This window comes from Amycolatopsis orientalis DSM 40040 = KCTC 9412, from assembly GCF_000478275.1.
GTDB lineage: Bacteria > Actinomycetota > Actinomycetes > Mycobacteriales > Pseudonocardiaceae > Amycolatopsis > Amycolatopsis orientalis.
The window spans coordinates 54,490-68,394 of sequence record NZ_ASJB01000074.1 but is presented as its reverse complement, the minus strand read 5'-3'; the positions used below and the strand labels follow the sequence as shown (position 1 = coordinate 68,394).

Sequence of the window (13,905 nt, the reverse complement as noted above, 5' to 3'; positions counted from 1 at the left end):
TCCTCTTACCGCGAGGGTTAAGCTCGGCTAATGAGTGGCGATCTGTCCAATGTGGAGCGACTGCGGATGCTGCACGCGGTGTGGCGACGGGGATCGCTCGCCGCGGCGGCCGAGGTCCTGCACGTGACGCCGTCGGCGATCTCCCAGCAGCTGACCAAACTGGAACGGGAGGCGGGCACCGGGCTCCTCATCCGGCATGGCCGGGGAGTCCGGCTCACCCCGGCGGGTTTGCTGCTCGCTCAACGTTCGGACCGGGTACTGGCCGAACTCCGGGCCGCCCGCGCCGATCTGGACTCCCTCACCGGGGCGACGACCGGCGTCGTCGAGATCGGCGCCATCCCGTCCGGGGTGCACACGTTCATCACGCCCGCGCTCACCGGCCTCGCGGTCCGCCACCCCGGTATCGAGGCCCGGCTGCACGAGGTCGAACCGGAAGTGGCCCTGCCGGCGCTCGCCGACGGCGTCTTCGACGTCGTGGTCGTCGAGAGCTGGGAGAACCTGCCGCTCACCAGGCCGCCGGACACCCGCTGGACGGTGCTGCGCGACGACTCGGCGAGGATCGTGCTCCCAGCCGGGCACCGCCTCGCCACCGCGGAATCGGTGCGGGCCGAAGAACTGGCGGACGAGATCTGGGTCGCTTGGGCCCGCCCCACCCGCGCGAACGCCTGGCTCCGCCAGACGCTGCGCGAACGCGGCATCGAACCGACGGTGCGGCATACGGTCAGCGGTTTCGGCACCCAGTTCGCCGTGGTCGCCGGGTTCGGCGCCGTCACGCTGGTGCCGAGTATGGCCACCACGATCGCGCCGCCGACCGTGGTGTGCACCGCGCTCGATCCCCCGCTGCACCGGCAGCTCTACGCCGTGCAGCCCCAAGGCGAGGCCCGGCCCGCCGTCGCGGAATGCGTCACCGCGCTGGTCGAGGCGGCCCGCACCTGGGGTGCCCAAGGGTCGTGAGTGGTAATGAGGGTTAGAACCGTCATTACCACTCACGAGCAGCGAGTCCTATGTGGAGTGCGGTGTCCGGATCCGATGAGGACACTCGCGTCACCCGGTCAGTGCAACTTTCCCCACCGCAAGCGACTTGCACACTAGGCTGCCCACTCGTGCCCGATCCGACGCCAGGACCCGGCTTCACCGCGGTCGACCTGCGGCCGCTGTCCGCCGGTGAGGGCACGAGCGCGTACCGCGTGAACGACGCCGGGGTGATCGTGGGCGAATCGGGTTCGCGACCGGTGCGCTGGGATCGCGACGGCCGGCCCTCGCCCCTGACTGTCCTCGACGGTCATTCCGGCGGCCGCGCCACCGATGTCAACGCCGCGGGTGTCGTCGTCGGCGCGCTCTACACCGGCGAGTTCCTGCGGCCCGTGTGCTGGGGACCCGACGGCCGGGTGCACGACCTCGAACTCCCCTCGGGCATGGTTTGCGGTACGGCGAGCCGGGTGAACGACCGCGGGTCGGTACTGGGCAACGCGATGCGGCCCGGTTACCGCTGGCGGGCACTGCGGTGGGAACCCGACGGCGAGGCCGTGGAACTCGACACCCTGCCCGGCGCGGGCGACACCCAGGGCCAGGACATGAACGGGCTGGACGAGGTCGTCGGATCCGCTAAGGACGGCACCGGCGCCCGCACCGCCGTGCGCTGGACCAGCTCGGGGAAGATCGCCAAACTGCCCCCGCCCCGGCGCGCGACCGCCTGCGGGATCACCGACTCCGGCGCCATCCTCGGCGACGGGGTGGTGTGGGACCGCGACGGTGGCACCACCCTGCTGACCGGCGAGCCGGACTTCACGGCGGGACAGGTCGTCCGGATCTCCCGGCACGGCGTCGCGATCGGCTGGGGCGTGACGCCGGGCCGGCACGGCACCTGCGCGCGCTGGGATCGCGCCGGACGGCCCACGGTGCTCCCGCCCCTCCCCTTCGACGTCACCAGTACCTGCTTCGACATCGCCGACGCCGGGACCGTCGTCGGCGAGTCGGCGGGACGGGGCACGGTGCGGCCCGTCCGCTGGGACGCCGACGCGACACCGATCCCGCTCCCGTCGCCTCGCGGTCTCACGGCGATCGTCGCCCAGCACATCAACGCGACGGGCGATCTCATCATCGGTTACGGCATCTGCCCGGACAGCTCCACCTACCGCGGGATCGCCTGGCACCGGTCGTGAGCCGGGGGCTGAAGGGAACTTTCCCCTCATCGCTCAACGTCCCGATTCCTTCACCGTCGGCCTGCGCCATGACGAAGAGGTGCCTTACCTGCAATGAGCCTCGTTCATCCTGAGGTTCAGAGGTGCTGGGAGGGCGAGTGTCGTGAGAGCGACACGACCGGACGGAACACCGCACGACCGGGCCTGACCTCGCAAGTAGTCGACTAACTGCGAGGTCCCGCACTGAGCCTTTTCCTACTGGTTGTCTCACGCGGCGAAGGACGCTTTCCCCGCGTCGCATGCGGGGAAAGCGTCCTTCACCTCCAAGCAGTCGCGAGGTCGATCGCCCGCCCCATCGCTTCGTCGAGCGGAACCCCCTTACGCACCGCCGTTCGCCCGGCGGCGAAGACGGCACCCGTGACGGCACCGACGATGGCCGCCGCGTCGATCTCGTCAAGTTCGCCGTCGCAGGCCTCGCCCAGCGCGGCGGAAAGCCGCTGCTGAGCATCGAAGGCCCGCTGCAGCATCGTCGCGCGCAGCGCCGGCACCGACGTGATCAGCTCCAGCCGGATCCGTTCCGGCTCGCCCGCCGGGTCGCGGATTCCGGTTCCCGCCGCGGCCAGCATCCGGTGCATCGCGCGCCGCAGTAGCCCAGCCGCCGTCTCGCCCGCTTCGCGCGCCGCGAGCACGTCCAGCCCGGCACGAAGGATCTGCTCACCGTCGTCTGTGAGGAGCAGATCCTCCTTCGTCGCGAAGTGATTGAAGAACGTCGCGGCGGACACCTCCGCGGCTGCGGCGATCTCGGCGGTGGTGGTCCGGTCGTAGCCCTGCCGCTCGAAGAGCTGGTACGCCGTCTCGATCAACGCCTTCCTGGTGCGCCACTTCTTCCGCTCACGCAAGCCCGCCGGTTCGGTCATTCGTCCAGCATACTGGAGTCGACTCAAAATTAGAGCTACTCTAAACTTAGAGTCAATCAATCGATGGGAGCATCATGACGATCGACCCGTTCCTCGACCGACTGGACTACCACAAGCCCGTCCGGCCGGACCTGGCCACGCTGCGGCACCTGCATCGGGCGTGGCGGCTGCGGATCCCCTACGAGAACCTCGACATCCAGCTCGACAGGCCGACCCCGCTCACCCCGGAAGCACTACTCGACAAGTTCACGCGACGCGGGCGCGGCGGGCTCTGCTATGAGATGAACGGCGCGCTCTCCCTTCTGCTGCGGGCGGCGGGCTTCACGGTGACGATCGTGGAAGCCGCCGTCTCGCGCGCGACCCGCGGGGAAGATCAATGGGGCAACCACATCGCCCTGGTGGTCGACGTCGAGGGCGAGCAGTGGCTCGCCGACACCGGGATCGGGGACGCGTTCCTCGAACCGCTACCATTGCGGGAAGGCACGCACTGGCAAGGAAAGCTTCCCTACCGGATGGAACGCCTCGACACCGGCACCTGGCGGGTGCACCACCATCCGGCCGGCACGGTCGCCTCCTGGGATTTCCGTACCGAGCCTCGCGAACTAGCCGAGTTCGCCGACCAGGCCTGGCTGACGTCGCCGGATTCCCCGTTCGTCAGAGTACTTGTGGCACAACATCATCGCGATGGCCACGAACTGGCCCTTCGCGCGCGGACGGTCACGCGCGGCGGACTCGGCGGCACCGTCCGCCACACACTGTCCACTTTAGACGAATTCAACGAGACACTGAAGGAATTCCGTGTCCCGCTGGCGGATATCGGCGCCGATGACCTGGCGGCTCTCTGGGCCAAGACGGAAGGGCAGCACGAAACCTGGCTCGCCATGCAAGCGAGGGCTTGAGTCCCCGGCTTCGCCGTGTCGAACCCACGACGAGGCCGGGGAGCGGACCGCTCGACTCCAAGCCGGCTAGCGCTTCCTGGTGGCCTTGGACTTCGCCTCCTTGGCCTTGCCCTTGACCGTGCCGACGGCGTCCTGGATCGGCGCGTAAGTGCCGAAGAGGGCCGGGTCGGGCTTCGGCGCGGTGCCCGGGCCACCGAGCGGTTCGGGATCGGTCAGGTATTCGATCCCTTCGCCGCCGAAGCTCCAGCCGCCCTTGCTTCCATCCGAGCCATCGGAGAGGCGCCAGACGGTGTTGTTGTGGTCCTGGTTCTCTTCGTCGAACAAGGCGGTCGGCGCGATGGCGCCTTCCAGGCCGTCCGCCTCGAGTTCTTCGATGGCGGCCAGCCACTGCTTCTGGTGCACGGTGTCACGAGCGAGGTTGAACTGCAGCATCGCCTTCACGCCGGGATCGTCGGTCATGTTGTAGAGACGCGCGGTCTGCAGCCTGCCCTGCGCCTCGGCCGCGGCGTTGGCCCGGAAATCGGCCAGCAGGTTGCCGCTGGCCACGATGTAACCACCGTTCCACGGCACCCCTTGGCTGTTGTTGGGCAGCGCGCCACCGCCCGCGACGATCGCCTGCTGCGGATCCATCCCGCCGAGGACGGCCGCCATCACCGGATCCTTGGCCGCCTCGGCCGTCTCGGTCGCGGGCGCTCCTTCCAGCAACCGGGCGACCATCGTCGCGAGCATCTCCACGTGCCCGATCTCCTCGGTGGCCGTGTCCATGATCAGGTCCTTGTACTTGCCCTCGATCCGGCAATTCCAGCCCTGGAACAGATATTGCATGGTCACGGTCATCTCGCCGTACGCGCCGCCGATCAGTTCCTGGAGCTTGCGGGCGTAGACGGGGTCGGGCTTTTCGGGCTTGGCTTCGAATTGCAGGAGCTTGGTATGGCGGAACAAGGGTCGGGTCAGCCGCCTCTGCATGACTCCGGAACGGCTTTCTCCAGCCCGGAACCAGGCGAACATTTCGCCGGGTACCCCGGCCCTGCCCCTTCACACCTGCGGCCGCGAAGAGATCGTCACTCCATCCGTCCAGCACCGCGCGCGTGCACAAGGGCCGTCCTTGCCCTGCCGGGCGCCCCGATGCTCCCGGCCACCGCCATCTCGATCGCTCGATCACTGCGGCAGGGAGAGCACCAAAGCACGTTCAAGACCCACACCGTGGCCATGTCACTGGATTCGGTGCTCTCACTCCCGCTCGTGCTGCGGCTCGACGTCGCCGTCTGACGACGTCGAGCCGCCCGGAAGGTCAGTCGCGCCAACGGTTGTTGAGGAAGGCGTCGTCCTCGTCATCCACCGGCGCCTGCCGGGGCCGTGGAGCGCGACGGGGTGCGTCCCGCGGCGTGCGGACGGACGGCTCCGGGGTGAACGCCGGGGCTTCGAAGCCGGGCGCGTCCTCGAACGCCGAGCCGTTCCCCGGTTCCGCGTGCGTCCGGTCGGTGCTCCAGCCGGATTTCGTCTTGCGCTGCCCCAGTTCCCGCCGATGCTCGACGTACCGCTGCGCCGTTTGGACCTGCTTGGTCATGAATTCCTGCGCGCCGGCCTTGATCTCCTTCGCACGCTGATCCCGCAGTCCCCGGCGCTCCGCCTGCTCGCGGACGAGGCCGTCCAGGGTCGTCTTCATACTGGACGTTTCGTCGGCGCTCATAAGTTCTCCCCTGCCGTGGCTCACCGCTTGCGGGTGACCGGCTGTTCCTCGTCGTCCAGCAGTGAACCGGTGATCCGGCCGGTGGGTTCGCTGATCTGGTCGAACACCTCACCCTCGATCCGGTACGCGCGGTTCGACCGTTCCTGGTCACCGCCCGCTCCGCCGCCCGCGCCACCGCCGCCCATGCCACCCATCGGCGGCATCGCGCCGCCGCCGAAGGACTGACCCGCCGGCGCGCCCATCGTGCCCGACGGGGCGGCCGAAGCCACGGGCTGCGGCTGATGCGTCCCGCCGCCGGTGTGCACCCCTTCGGACAACGACGACGGCTGACCCGTCGCGGAAGCCGCGATGTCGTGGGGAATCGGCGGCACCGAGCCGCCACCACCGAAGCCGCCACCACCGCCTCCACCGCCACTGGTACCGCCGGTACCGGGGATGCCTTCAGGGCTTGTACCGCCATGCGGAGTGAACGCCGGACGGGATTCGGGGTGCACCGTGCCGGTGACCGGGGTGAGCGGATGCGCCGCCTTGTCCGCGCGGGAATTCTCTTCGCCGAGCGTGTACGTGGTCGGTTTGCCGGTGCCGTCGTCGACGGTGACGACCGTCGGGCCGTTCGGACCGTCCGGACGTTCGGCGGTGATCTTGACGTCGCCGTCCTGAATGTGGATCTTGCCGTCCGGACCGGGCCGGTGGACCCCGTCCTTGCCCGGTTGCCCGTCGTCCGCCCCGGGAGCGGAACCCAGCTTGGATTCCTCACCGTCGCCGGTCCAGTCGAGCTTGAAGTCCTTGGCCGGCCCGGAACCGTCGCCGACCTTGATCTCCATCTCGCCGTCTTTGTCCGGCTCGGTCATCTCGAAGGTCTTGTCGCCCTGCTTGACCTTGAGGGTTTCGCGCTCGCCGTCTTCGGCCTTGTCGCCGTCTTCGCCGGGCTTGTCTCCAGGTTCGTCCCCGGGTTTGTCGCCGGTCAGCTTGTCGCCGTCTTCCCCGGACAGCCCGTCGCCCATCTTGTCCAGCGCGTCGGACGCCTTCTTCTTCGCGTCCTCGGTCGCCTTGTCGGCGGCGTCCTTCGCGTCGGCGGCATCCGAACGGGCATCGTCACCCGTGCCACCGAGCGGGGCGTCGCCGAGCTTCCCGAGTGCCTCGGATGCCTGCTTCTTCGCTTCTTCCTGGGCTCGCTCGTTCGCCGCCTTGGCTTCGGCGGCGGCGTCCGTGCTCCCCGGGCCACCACCGGAACCGCCCGCCGGACCGGGACCGCCCGCCGGACCGGAACCACCGCCGCCGAGTTCACCGCCGGCAGGGCCGTCGCCCATCTTGCCCAGTGCCTCGGAAGCCTGTTTCTTCGCGTTTTCGGCCGCCGCGGCGGCTTGTTTCTTCGCCTCTTCGGCGGCCGCCTTCTGCTCGTCACCGGAGGACGGCGGCGGGACCGAGCCCGAGGGCGAGGTCTTGTCCTTGTCCTCGTCGGGGCCAGGGCCACCGGAACCGCCGGGTGCTCCCCCGCCCGAGCCGCCATCGGGGATGGAGACGTTCGGGATCGGCGGAGGAGGTTTCTGCTGGCCTGACGGATCGGTGCCGCCGGGGCCCGAGCCGCCGGGACCACCGCTGCCGGAGCCGTTCGGGCCTCCGCCGGATCCTCCGTGGCCCGAACCGCCAGGGCCGCCGCCGGATCCCCCATTACCGGAACCACCGGGGCCGCCGCCGGAACCACCGGTGAAGTCCGGGGCACCACTTCCGCCTGGTCCACCGCCCGGTCCGCCGCCAGGGCCACCGCCCTGTCCGCCCGCGCCGGAGCCGCCCGGCTTGTCCGCGCCTTCGAACTCGTTCTTGACCTTGCCCATCACCTTGTCGAGCTCGGCGTAGGCCTGGTCGACGAACTCCTTGGTTTCCTTACAGGTCTTCTCGAATCCCTGGTAGATGATGTCCCACATCTCCGGGACGAACTGCTTCTGCACCCACTGCTTGGCGAGGTTCTGGCCGGCCTTCTTGAACTCGTCGTCGTCGCAGCAGCCGTCGTTGTTCAGCTGCTGGACCAGGTTGGAGCCGAAGTTGACGTCCATCCAGCCCGCGATCGCGCCGAGGTCCTCCTTGCCGCTCTTCTCCCCGGCGGCGATGGCGATCACCTTCTGCGCCATCGGGAAGTCCGCGCGCCCGACCACCTCTTTGTACATGTCGATGATCGCGTCGGCCTTGCCCTTGCACAGCTTGAACACCGTGGCGGTGGTGCTCAGCGTCGCCTCACTCGCGTGGTTCAGCGTCTCCGCGAGTTTCTTCGCCTTCGGCAGGATCTTCTCGTTGTAGTTCTCCGAAGAGGCGTCCGCGGCCTTACCGGTCCAGGTCCCGTAAAGGGTGTTCAGCTCGGAGCCGGTGTCCTGGATCGTCCTGTCGACGGTCGTCGAGCCGGTCTTGAAGTGGGCGGCGTCGTCGACGAAGTTCTTGAAGTTGATGCCGCGCTGCTCGTCGAACGGCTTCTTGATGTCCTTCTCGAAGTCGAGCGCGCGGGTGGTCCCCCGGCAGTCTTCCGGGAGCTTCGCCAGCAGCGAACCGAAGGTCTGGAACACCTTGAGCGCCGGCGCGGCGGCGTCGAAGATCTCGTCCGACGTCTTGGTCCCGGCGCCCTCCGCGGTGGGTTCCTTCGTGCCGTCCAGCTTCTTGTTGCCTTCGGTGACGGCCTTCGTCTCTTGCTTCTGGTTGTAATTGGCCTGCTCGCCGGCCGCCTTCGCGCCTTTGAAGACCTCGTCGAGATCGCCGGAGGCCAGCATCGGCATGGCGTTGTAGGAAGCCGCGTACTTCTCGGCTTCCTTGCGCTTCTGCTTGATCTCCTCCGGTTCCTGATCCGCCATGAACGGCGGCGGCGCCGGATGCGTCCGCATCCACGTACTGATGAGCCGGTTCTTCTGCTCGGCGGGCACACTCGGGTCGTCGAGGACGGCCTTGACGTCGGTCCAGGTGGTCGTGGTGGCCACTAGCGCATCCCCGTCTTGGTGATCTTGTTCTTCTGCTCGTCCTCGTTGGCGCCGTAGGTGGTGCCCGCCGTACCGAGATTCGTGCCGAACGTGGCGAGGGTGGACTTGTAGCCGTTGACCGCGGCCCACAACGCCGCCACACCATCGGTGTACTTCTTCGCGTGATCGCCGTGCGCCTGGCCGAAACCGGCCGCGTTCACCGGAGTACTCGACAGATCGGGGTTGTCCTCCAGCAACCGATCCGTCAGTTTCCCGACGTTCTTCGACGCCGATGAAAGCGCATCGGTCGCCGCGGTGAAGCCCCCGCTCATTCTTTTCAGCGCCTTTCGTCGGATACGCCGGCCTTGTCGCCGAGTGCCTCGGCGAGTACTTCGGCCACCGACCCGATGTCGGTGAACCGGTCGAGCTGGTCCAGATCGATCTTCACGTCGTGGTAGATCTCCAGCGCCGAAAGGAGTTTTATCCGTCCTTTGGAGTCGATTCCCAGCTCTTCGAGCGGTGCGTCCAGCTCGATTTCGGCTGGATCAAGCCGAAAAGTCTCGCTGACGACGTTCGCGACATCCGCGCGGTGATCACCCACGGCGCCGACTATAACGCGCCTTGGCCGCCGCCCGCGCGACCTTGCCACTGGAAGTGCGCGGAAGGTCACCGGAGGGAACCATACGGACCGATCGCAACGTCAGATCATGTTCGCGTGACACCGCCCGCAATACCACTCTGGCGACTTCTTTGACATCGGCTTCGGCGTTCTTTGCCCATTCGGCTACCACCATTGCCCCTTCGCCCATTTCGTCCGCCACGCCGAAAGCGGCGACGCGGTCGCGACGGATCGCCGGATGCGCTTCGGCGGCCACCGCTTCGATGTCCTGAGGATGGAAATTGCGGCCGTCGATGACGATGAGATCCTTGAGCCTGCCGGTGATGTAGAGGTCGCCGCGATGGAAGAGGCCCAAATCGCCGGTGCGCAGCCAGCCGCGGACACCGTCGAGTCCGCCGCCGAACGCGGCGGCGTCACCGCGGCCCCAGTAACCCGCCGCGACGTTCGGGCCGTGGATCCAGATCTCCCCGGCCTGGCCGTCCGGCATCGCCACCCCGTCGCGGACGATCCTGACCCGCTGTCCGAGGGGACGGCCGACCGAAACGAGTTCCGTGCCGTCCGGCACCTCCACCGCCCGGCCCTGCGCGAGGGCTTCGCGGTCGAACACCGCGCTCCGGGGCCCCTCCTCGTCCGCGCTCGCCACGTACACGGTCGCCTCGGCCAGGCCGTAGGACGGCCGGTGGGCTTCGGGCCGGAACCCACGCGGGCCGAAGACCTCCTGGAACCGCGCGATCGTGCGCGGCCGGACCGGCTCACTGCCGTTGAGCGCGATACGCACATCCGAAAGATCGAGGTCGTCCCCGGCCTCTCCGGCGGCGTCGGCGGCGAGGTCGAAGGCGAAGTTCGGCGCGGCGGTGAACACGGCCGGATGATCCGCCAGCTGACGCAGCCATCGTGCGGGCTTGTGCACGAATTCGGCGGGCGCCATGAACACCGACCGCGCGCCGGCGAAGACCGGCAGGCACAGCAACTGGATCAGGCCCATGTCATGGAAGAACGGGATCCAGCCGGCGCAGGTCGTTCCCTCGTCGACGGCGTAGGCCCGGCTCGCCTGCCAGCAGGCCGCGACGACCGCGCGGTGCGGGATCACCGCACCGGCGGGCTCCCGCGTCGAACCGGACGTGTACTGGAGATAGGCGGGACTCCCGGGCGTGACCGGGAGCGGATCCGCGCCCGGCCCGGAAAGCTCGTCGACCACGACGAGGTGTTCGGGCGTCCCGGCTTCCCGTGTTTTCGCCGCGGCGGCCGAAGACGTCAGCCACACCCGGGCATCGCAGTCCTCCAGCACCCCGGTGAGCCTGCCTCGCTGAGCGGGGCTGCCCGGCGCCATCAACGGCACGGCCACCAGACCGGCCGCGAGCGCCCCGTAGAAGGCGAGCGGATAGTTCAGGTCCTGACCGGTGAGCACCGCGACGCGATCGCCCGGCCGCGTGATCCCGCGCAGCGTTCCCGCGACTTCCCGCACCCGGGAGACGAACTCCGTCCAGGTGACCGTGTGGTCCACGCCCGCGCTGTGGTCCTGATGCGTGAACAAGGGACGGGGGTCGGCGGCGCGGGTGAACAGCCGCTCGATGATCGAGGTGCGCAGCACCTGTTCCGGAACATCCACCGGCGACGCGGTCATGATCGGCAACCTACTGGACCACCGCGCCCCCGACTCGGCAGGGCTGAAGGACGCTTTCCCCGCATCTCATGCGAGGAAAGCGCCCTTCGCCGCGTGAGATGCGGTGAAGGGCCCCTTCAGCCCCTTACCGCGAACGAGCCGTCCAGCGCGAACGCAACCACAGGCTGACGTACACCAGCCCCACCAGCACCGGCACTTCGATCAGCGGGCCGACGACCCCGGCGAGCGCCTGCCCGGACGTGACCCCGAAAACGCCGATGGCCACGGCGATCGCGAGTTCGAAGTTGTTGCCCGCGGCGGTGAAGGCCAGCGTCGTGGTGCGCTCGTAGGACAGGCCGGACGCCTTGCCCAGCGCGTATCCGCCGCCCCACATCACCGCGAAGTACACCAGCAGCGGCAAGGCGATCCTGACGACGTCCAGCGGCTGGGAGGTGATGGTGTCACCTTGGAGGGCGAAGAGCACGACGATGGTGAACAGCAGCCCGTACAGCGCGATCGGGCCGATCTTCGGCAGGAACCTGCCCTCGTACCACTCGCGTCCCTTGCCGCGTTCGCCGACGCGGCGCGACAGATAGCCGGCGGCGAGGGGAATGCCGAGGAAGATGAGCACGCTGAACGCGATCTCCCACGGTGAGAAGTCGATACTGGTGGTGTCGAGGCCGAGCCAGCCGGGCAGCAGGTCGAGGTAGAACCAGCCGAGCACACCGAACATGATCACCTGGAACACCGAGTTCAGCGCGACCAGCACCGCGGCGGCCTCGCGGTCGCCGCAGGCCAGGTCGTTCCAGATGATCACCATCGCGATGCAGCGGGCCAGCCCGACGATGATCAGCCCGGTCCGGTACTCCGGCAGATCCGGCAACATCAGCCACGCCAGCGCGAACATCAGCGCCGGGCCCGCGATCCAGTTGAGGACAAGGGAAAGCACCATCGTGCGCTTGTCGCCGGTGACCGTGCCGAGCTTGTCGTAGCGGACCTTCGCCAGCACCGGGTACATCATCAGCAGCAGCCCGAGCGCGATCGGCAGCGACACCTGCCCGATCTTCACCGCGTCCAGCACACCCTGCAGGCCGGGGACAACGCTGCCCAGCAGGAGACCGGCCGCCATCGCGGCGATGATCCAGACGGGCAGGAACCGATCCAAAAAGGACAGTTTGCGCAGGACGTCGGCGTCGGCCGACGACCTCGCCTTGTCGGCGAGAGGGGTCACGAGGGTGCTTCTCCTGAATCCAGTGGGGATCGGGGGCTAAGCGTCGAGGATTTCGGCGAGCAGGCCACGGACGCGGCGGTCGATCTCGTCGCGGATCGGGCGGACGGCCTCCAGGCCCTGACCTGCCGGGTCTGCCAGCGGCCAGTCCAGGTAACGCTTGCCGGGAAAGACCGGGCAGGTGTCGCCGCAGCCCATGGTGATCACCACGTCGGAGGCCTCGACGTCCTCTGTGGACAGTTTGCCGGGGATCTCGGCGGTGATGTCCAGTCCCCACTCCGCGAGCGCCGCGGCGGCGGCCGGGTTCACCTTCTCCGCGGGTTCGGAACCGGCGGAGCGGACGGCGACGCGCCCCAGCGAGTAGTGCTGCAGCAGTCCGGCGGCCATCTGCGAGCGGCCCGCGTTGTGCACGCAGACGAACAACACCTCAGGCGTGCGGGTCATACCCGGTTCCCTTTCCTCACGGCACGGACACTGGATTGAAGTATCTCGATGCAATTGAAGGGCTTGGATCGAACTTTGTCAATTCAGCCGGTACACTCGGGGTTCCACCGGCACGGGAGGGCATATGGCGAGCGAGAACGGTCACGTCAGGACACCGGTCCCGGTGACCCTGCTGATGGCCGAACCCGCCGCCGTCGTCGACCCGGCCGACGCCGAGACGGCCGCGAAACTGTTCAAGGCCCTCGCGGACCCGGTGCGCGTCCGACTGCTGTCACTCGTGCGGTATTCACCGGGAGGCGAGGCGTGTTTCTGCGACCTGGCCGAGGAATTCGACATGCCACAGCCGTCGCTGAGCCATCATCTCCGCGTCCTGGTCTCCGCCGGCATCCTCGAACGCGAACGGCGAGGCACGTGGAGCTGGTACACCGTCGTCCCCGAACCGCTGGAGACGCTGGAAAGCCTGCTGCGCCCGGGCGGCCCGCTCGCCGACCGGCCCGCCCGCCTGTCCGGCGCCGACCGCGGCACGCGGTGCTGAACCCCCACCGCGTCACCGATCTTCCGGAAGTTCAGGCACCCAGCCTGCTGTAGAGACGGCTCGCCAGTGACGCGGCCAGCTGGTTCAGCGCGCCATGCGGTTCGAGCTGCGCGAACCGCCCGAGCAGTTCCGCCGCCGCGTAGGCCTCGGCCTCCGACAGCAACGCCGCGAACCGCTCCCGCCGCCCCCGCTCCAGCAGCCGGGCCAGGGCTTCGGCGTACTCCTCCAGGTCACGCACCCCGACCAGGCCGTACCGCTCGTCGAGCGGATCCCGCAGGACCTCGTCACTCATGCCCGTGAGCCTCTTTTCCACACTCCGTCCGACACGCCGCAGAAAATCTATGTCGAGCGGAGTAGACATTCAACGACGGGTGTGTGTAGTCTTCTCCTTGTACCGAGAAAGACAACGTCAAGCAGGCGCGGGAGAGAACGTAACTACCCGCGAGGTGAGACAGGACGGTCAGGCAGGACGGAGCCGATCAAGGAACAGGTTCCGGCTGGTGGCCGAGAGCAGTACTCCAGGCCGGGGTTGTGAAGAGGTTTGCCAGGTAGTACCGGCCTGGAGCGGCAATATCGATAGTCGAACAACGCAGTAGTAAGTAGCGCAGTAGGCAAGTGCAGTTGCAGGACCGGTCAGGTGGCCGGAGCCGATCGGTGAACAGGGCTCCGGGCAGTGACCAGCGGCGTCAGCGTGCTGGGACCGATCAGTGGAAGGGTTCCCGGCGGTGACGTTCGCAGCAGGTGAAGTAGCAGTACCCAGCAAGTGGAAAACACAGGAAAGAAGGGAAAGGCGTCATCATTGGATCGCCCGCGGCGGCCGGGTAGTGCCGCGCGGGTGCCGTGGTTCCATCGAGTTCGGAGGTGGTTCTCGGTCACGAATGAGCGATCCC

15 protein-coding genes are annotated in these 13,905 nt (G+C 68.2%); 5 read left to right on the top strand and 10 right to left on the bottom strand.

Going from position 1 to position 13,905, the window contains the following annotated elements; genetic code table 11:
- The first annotated feature begins 30 nt into the window (after positions 1-30).
- Positions 31-954 (top strand): LysR family transcriptional regulator, encoded by a 924-nt coding sequence (locus tag L324_RS26685; protein WP_037314403.1) that lies wholly within the window; start codon positions 31-33, stop codon positions 952-954.
- Between the two features lie 149 nt (positions 955-1,103).
- Positions 1,104-2,162 carry a hypothetical protein gene (locus tag L324_RS26680; RefSeq protein ID WP_037314399.1) on the top strand — a complete coding sequence of 353 codons (1,059 nt, stop codon included), beginning with the start codon at positions 1,104-1,106 and terminating at the stop codon, positions 2,160-2,162.
- Positions 2,163-2,458: 296 nt separating this feature from the next.
- On the opposite strand, the gene L324_RS26675 is transcribed toward L324_RS26680, so the two are convergent.
- The gene (locus L324_RS26675) at positions 2,459-3,058 is read right to left on the bottom strand and encodes a TetR/AcrR family transcriptional regulator (protein WP_037314396.1); all 600 of its coding nucleotides are present in this window, start codon (positions 3,056-3,058) and stop codon (positions 2,459-2,461) included.
- A gap of 74 nt (positions 3,059-3,132) precedes the next feature.
- Between L324_RS26675 and L324_RS26670 the strand changes: the two genes are divergently transcribed.
- On the top strand, positions 3,133-3,957 hold the full coding sequence (locus L324_RS26670; RefSeq protein WP_037314393.1) for an arylamine N-acetyltransferase family protein: 825 nt from the start codon (positions 3,133-3,135) through the stop codon (positions 3,955-3,957).
- 66 nt (positions 3,958-4,023) lie between these two features.
- On the opposite strand, the gene L324_RS26665 is transcribed toward L324_RS26670, so the two are convergent.
- Entirely contained in the window at positions 4,024-4,899 is an 876-nt protein-coding gene (locus L324_RS26665) for a manganese catalase (RefSeq protein ID WP_037314499.1), read from the bottom strand.
- 183 nt (positions 4,900-5,082) lie between these two features.
- Here L324_RS26665 and L324_RS42865 point away from each other — a divergent pair, with 183 nt between their 5' ends.
- Positions 5,083-5,226, top strand: coding sequence for a hypothetical protein (locus tag L324_RS42865; RefSeq protein WP_161780885.1), 144 nt, complete (start codon positions 5,083-5,085; stop codon positions 5,224-5,226).
- A gap of 22 nt (positions 5,227-5,248) precedes the next feature.
- Here the strand turns inward: L324_RS42865 and L324_RS26660 are convergent, their stop codons facing one another.
- The 7 genes from L324_RS26660 to L324_RS26630 form a co-directional block, all read right to left on the bottom strand.
- On the bottom strand, positions 5,249-5,647 hold the full coding sequence (locus L324_RS26660) for a hypothetical protein (protein WP_037314390.1): 399 nt from the start codon (positions 5,645-5,647) through the stop codon (positions 5,249-5,251).
- 20 nt (positions 5,648-5,667) lie between these two features.
- A complete protein-coding gene (locus tag L324_RS26655) occupies positions 5,668-8,607 on the bottom strand; it encodes a WXG100 family type VII secretion target (protein ID WP_037314387.1) in 2,940 nt (979 codons plus the stop codon).
- Positions 8,607-8,918: a hypothetical protein gene (locus L324_RS26650; protein ID WP_037314384.1), complete on the bottom strand. Its 312-nt coding sequence runs from the start codon at positions 8,916-8,918 to the stop codon at positions 8,607-8,609. The genes L324_RS26655 and L324_RS26650 overlap by 1 nt, the downstream gene beginning before the upstream one ends.
- Before the next feature lie 5 nt (positions 8,919-8,923).
- Positions 8,924-9,187, bottom strand: a complete 264-nt coding sequence (locus tag L324_RS26645; RefSeq protein WP_037314382.1) for an acyl carrier protein — start codon at positions 9,185-9,187, stop codon at positions 8,924-8,926.
- The gene (locus L324_RS26640) at positions 9,180-10,829 is read right to left on the bottom strand and encodes a fatty acyl-AMP ligase (protein ID WP_037314379.1); all 1,650 of its coding nucleotides are present in this window, start codon (positions 10,827-10,829) and stop codon (positions 9,180-9,182) included. The genes L324_RS26645 and L324_RS26640 overlap by 8 nt, the downstream gene beginning before the upstream one ends.
- A gap of 124 nt (positions 10,830-10,953) precedes the next feature.
- Complete coding sequence (arsB, locus tag L324_RS26635; protein ID WP_037314376.1) at positions 10,954-12,039, bottom strand: ACR3 family arsenite efflux transporter; 1,086 nt, start codon at positions 12,037-12,039, stop codon at positions 10,954-10,956.
- A gap of 36 nt (positions 12,040-12,075) precedes the next feature.
- Complete coding sequence (locus L324_RS26630; RefSeq protein ID WP_037314374.1) at positions 12,076-12,480, bottom strand: arsenate reductase ArsC; 405 nt, start codon at positions 12,478-12,480, stop codon at positions 12,076-12,078.
- 124 nt (positions 12,481-12,604) lie between these two features.
- On the opposite strand from L324_RS26630, the gene L324_RS26625 reads away from it, so the two are divergent.
- Positions 12,605-13,015: an ArsR/SmtB family transcription factor gene (locus tag L324_RS26625; protein WP_037314371.1), complete on the top strand. Its 411-nt coding sequence runs from the start codon at positions 12,605-12,607 to the stop codon at positions 13,013-13,015.
- A 31-nt stretch (positions 13,016-13,046) separates the two neighbouring features.
- Here L324_RS26625 and L324_RS26620 read toward each other — a convergent pair whose 3' ends face one another.
- Entirely contained in the window at positions 13,047-13,307 is a 261-nt protein-coding gene (locus tag L324_RS26620; RefSeq protein WP_037314366.1) for a hypothetical protein, read from the bottom strand.
- Positions 13,308-13,905: the final 598 nt, after the last annotated feature.

Coding starts and splice junctions, on each gene's coding strand:
- L324_RS26685 (WP_037314403.1), top strand. CDS start 31: ATGAGTGGCGATCTGTCCAATGTGGAGCGACTGCGGATGCTGCACGCG.
- L324_RS26675 (WP_037314396.1), bottom strand. CDS start 3,058: ATGACCGAACCGGCGGGCTTGCGTGAGCGGAAGAAGTGGCGCACCAGG.
- L324_RS26670 (WP_037314393.1), top strand. CDS start 3,133: ATGACGATCGACCCGTTCCTCGACCGACTGGACTACCACAAGCCCGTC.
- L324_RS42865 (WP_161780885.1), top strand. CDS start 5,083: ATGCTCCCGGCCACCGCCATCTCGATCGCTCGATCACTGCGGCAGGGA.
- L324_RS26660 (WP_037314390.1), bottom strand. CDS start 5,647: ATGAGCGCCGACGAAACGTCCAGTATGAAGACGACCCTGGACGGCCTC.
- L324_RS26650 (WP_037314384.1), bottom strand. CDS start 8,918: ATGAGCGGGGGCTTCACCGCGGCGACCGATGCGCTTTCATCGGCGTCG.
- L324_RS26640 (WP_037314379.1), bottom strand. CDS start 10,829: ATGACCGCGTCGCCGGTGGATGTTCCGGAACAGGTGCTGCGCACCTCG.
- L324_RS26630 (WP_037314374.1), bottom strand. CDS start 12,480: ATGACCCGCACGCCTGAGGTGTTGTTCGTCTGCGTGCACAACGCGGGC.
- L324_RS26625 (WP_037314371.1), top strand. CDS start 12,605: ATGGCGAGCGAGAACGGTCACGTCAGGACACCGGTCCCGGTGACCCTG.
- L324_RS26620 (WP_037314366.1), bottom strand. CDS start 13,307: ATGAGTGACGAGGTCCTGCGGGATCCGCTCGACGAGCGGTACGGCCTG.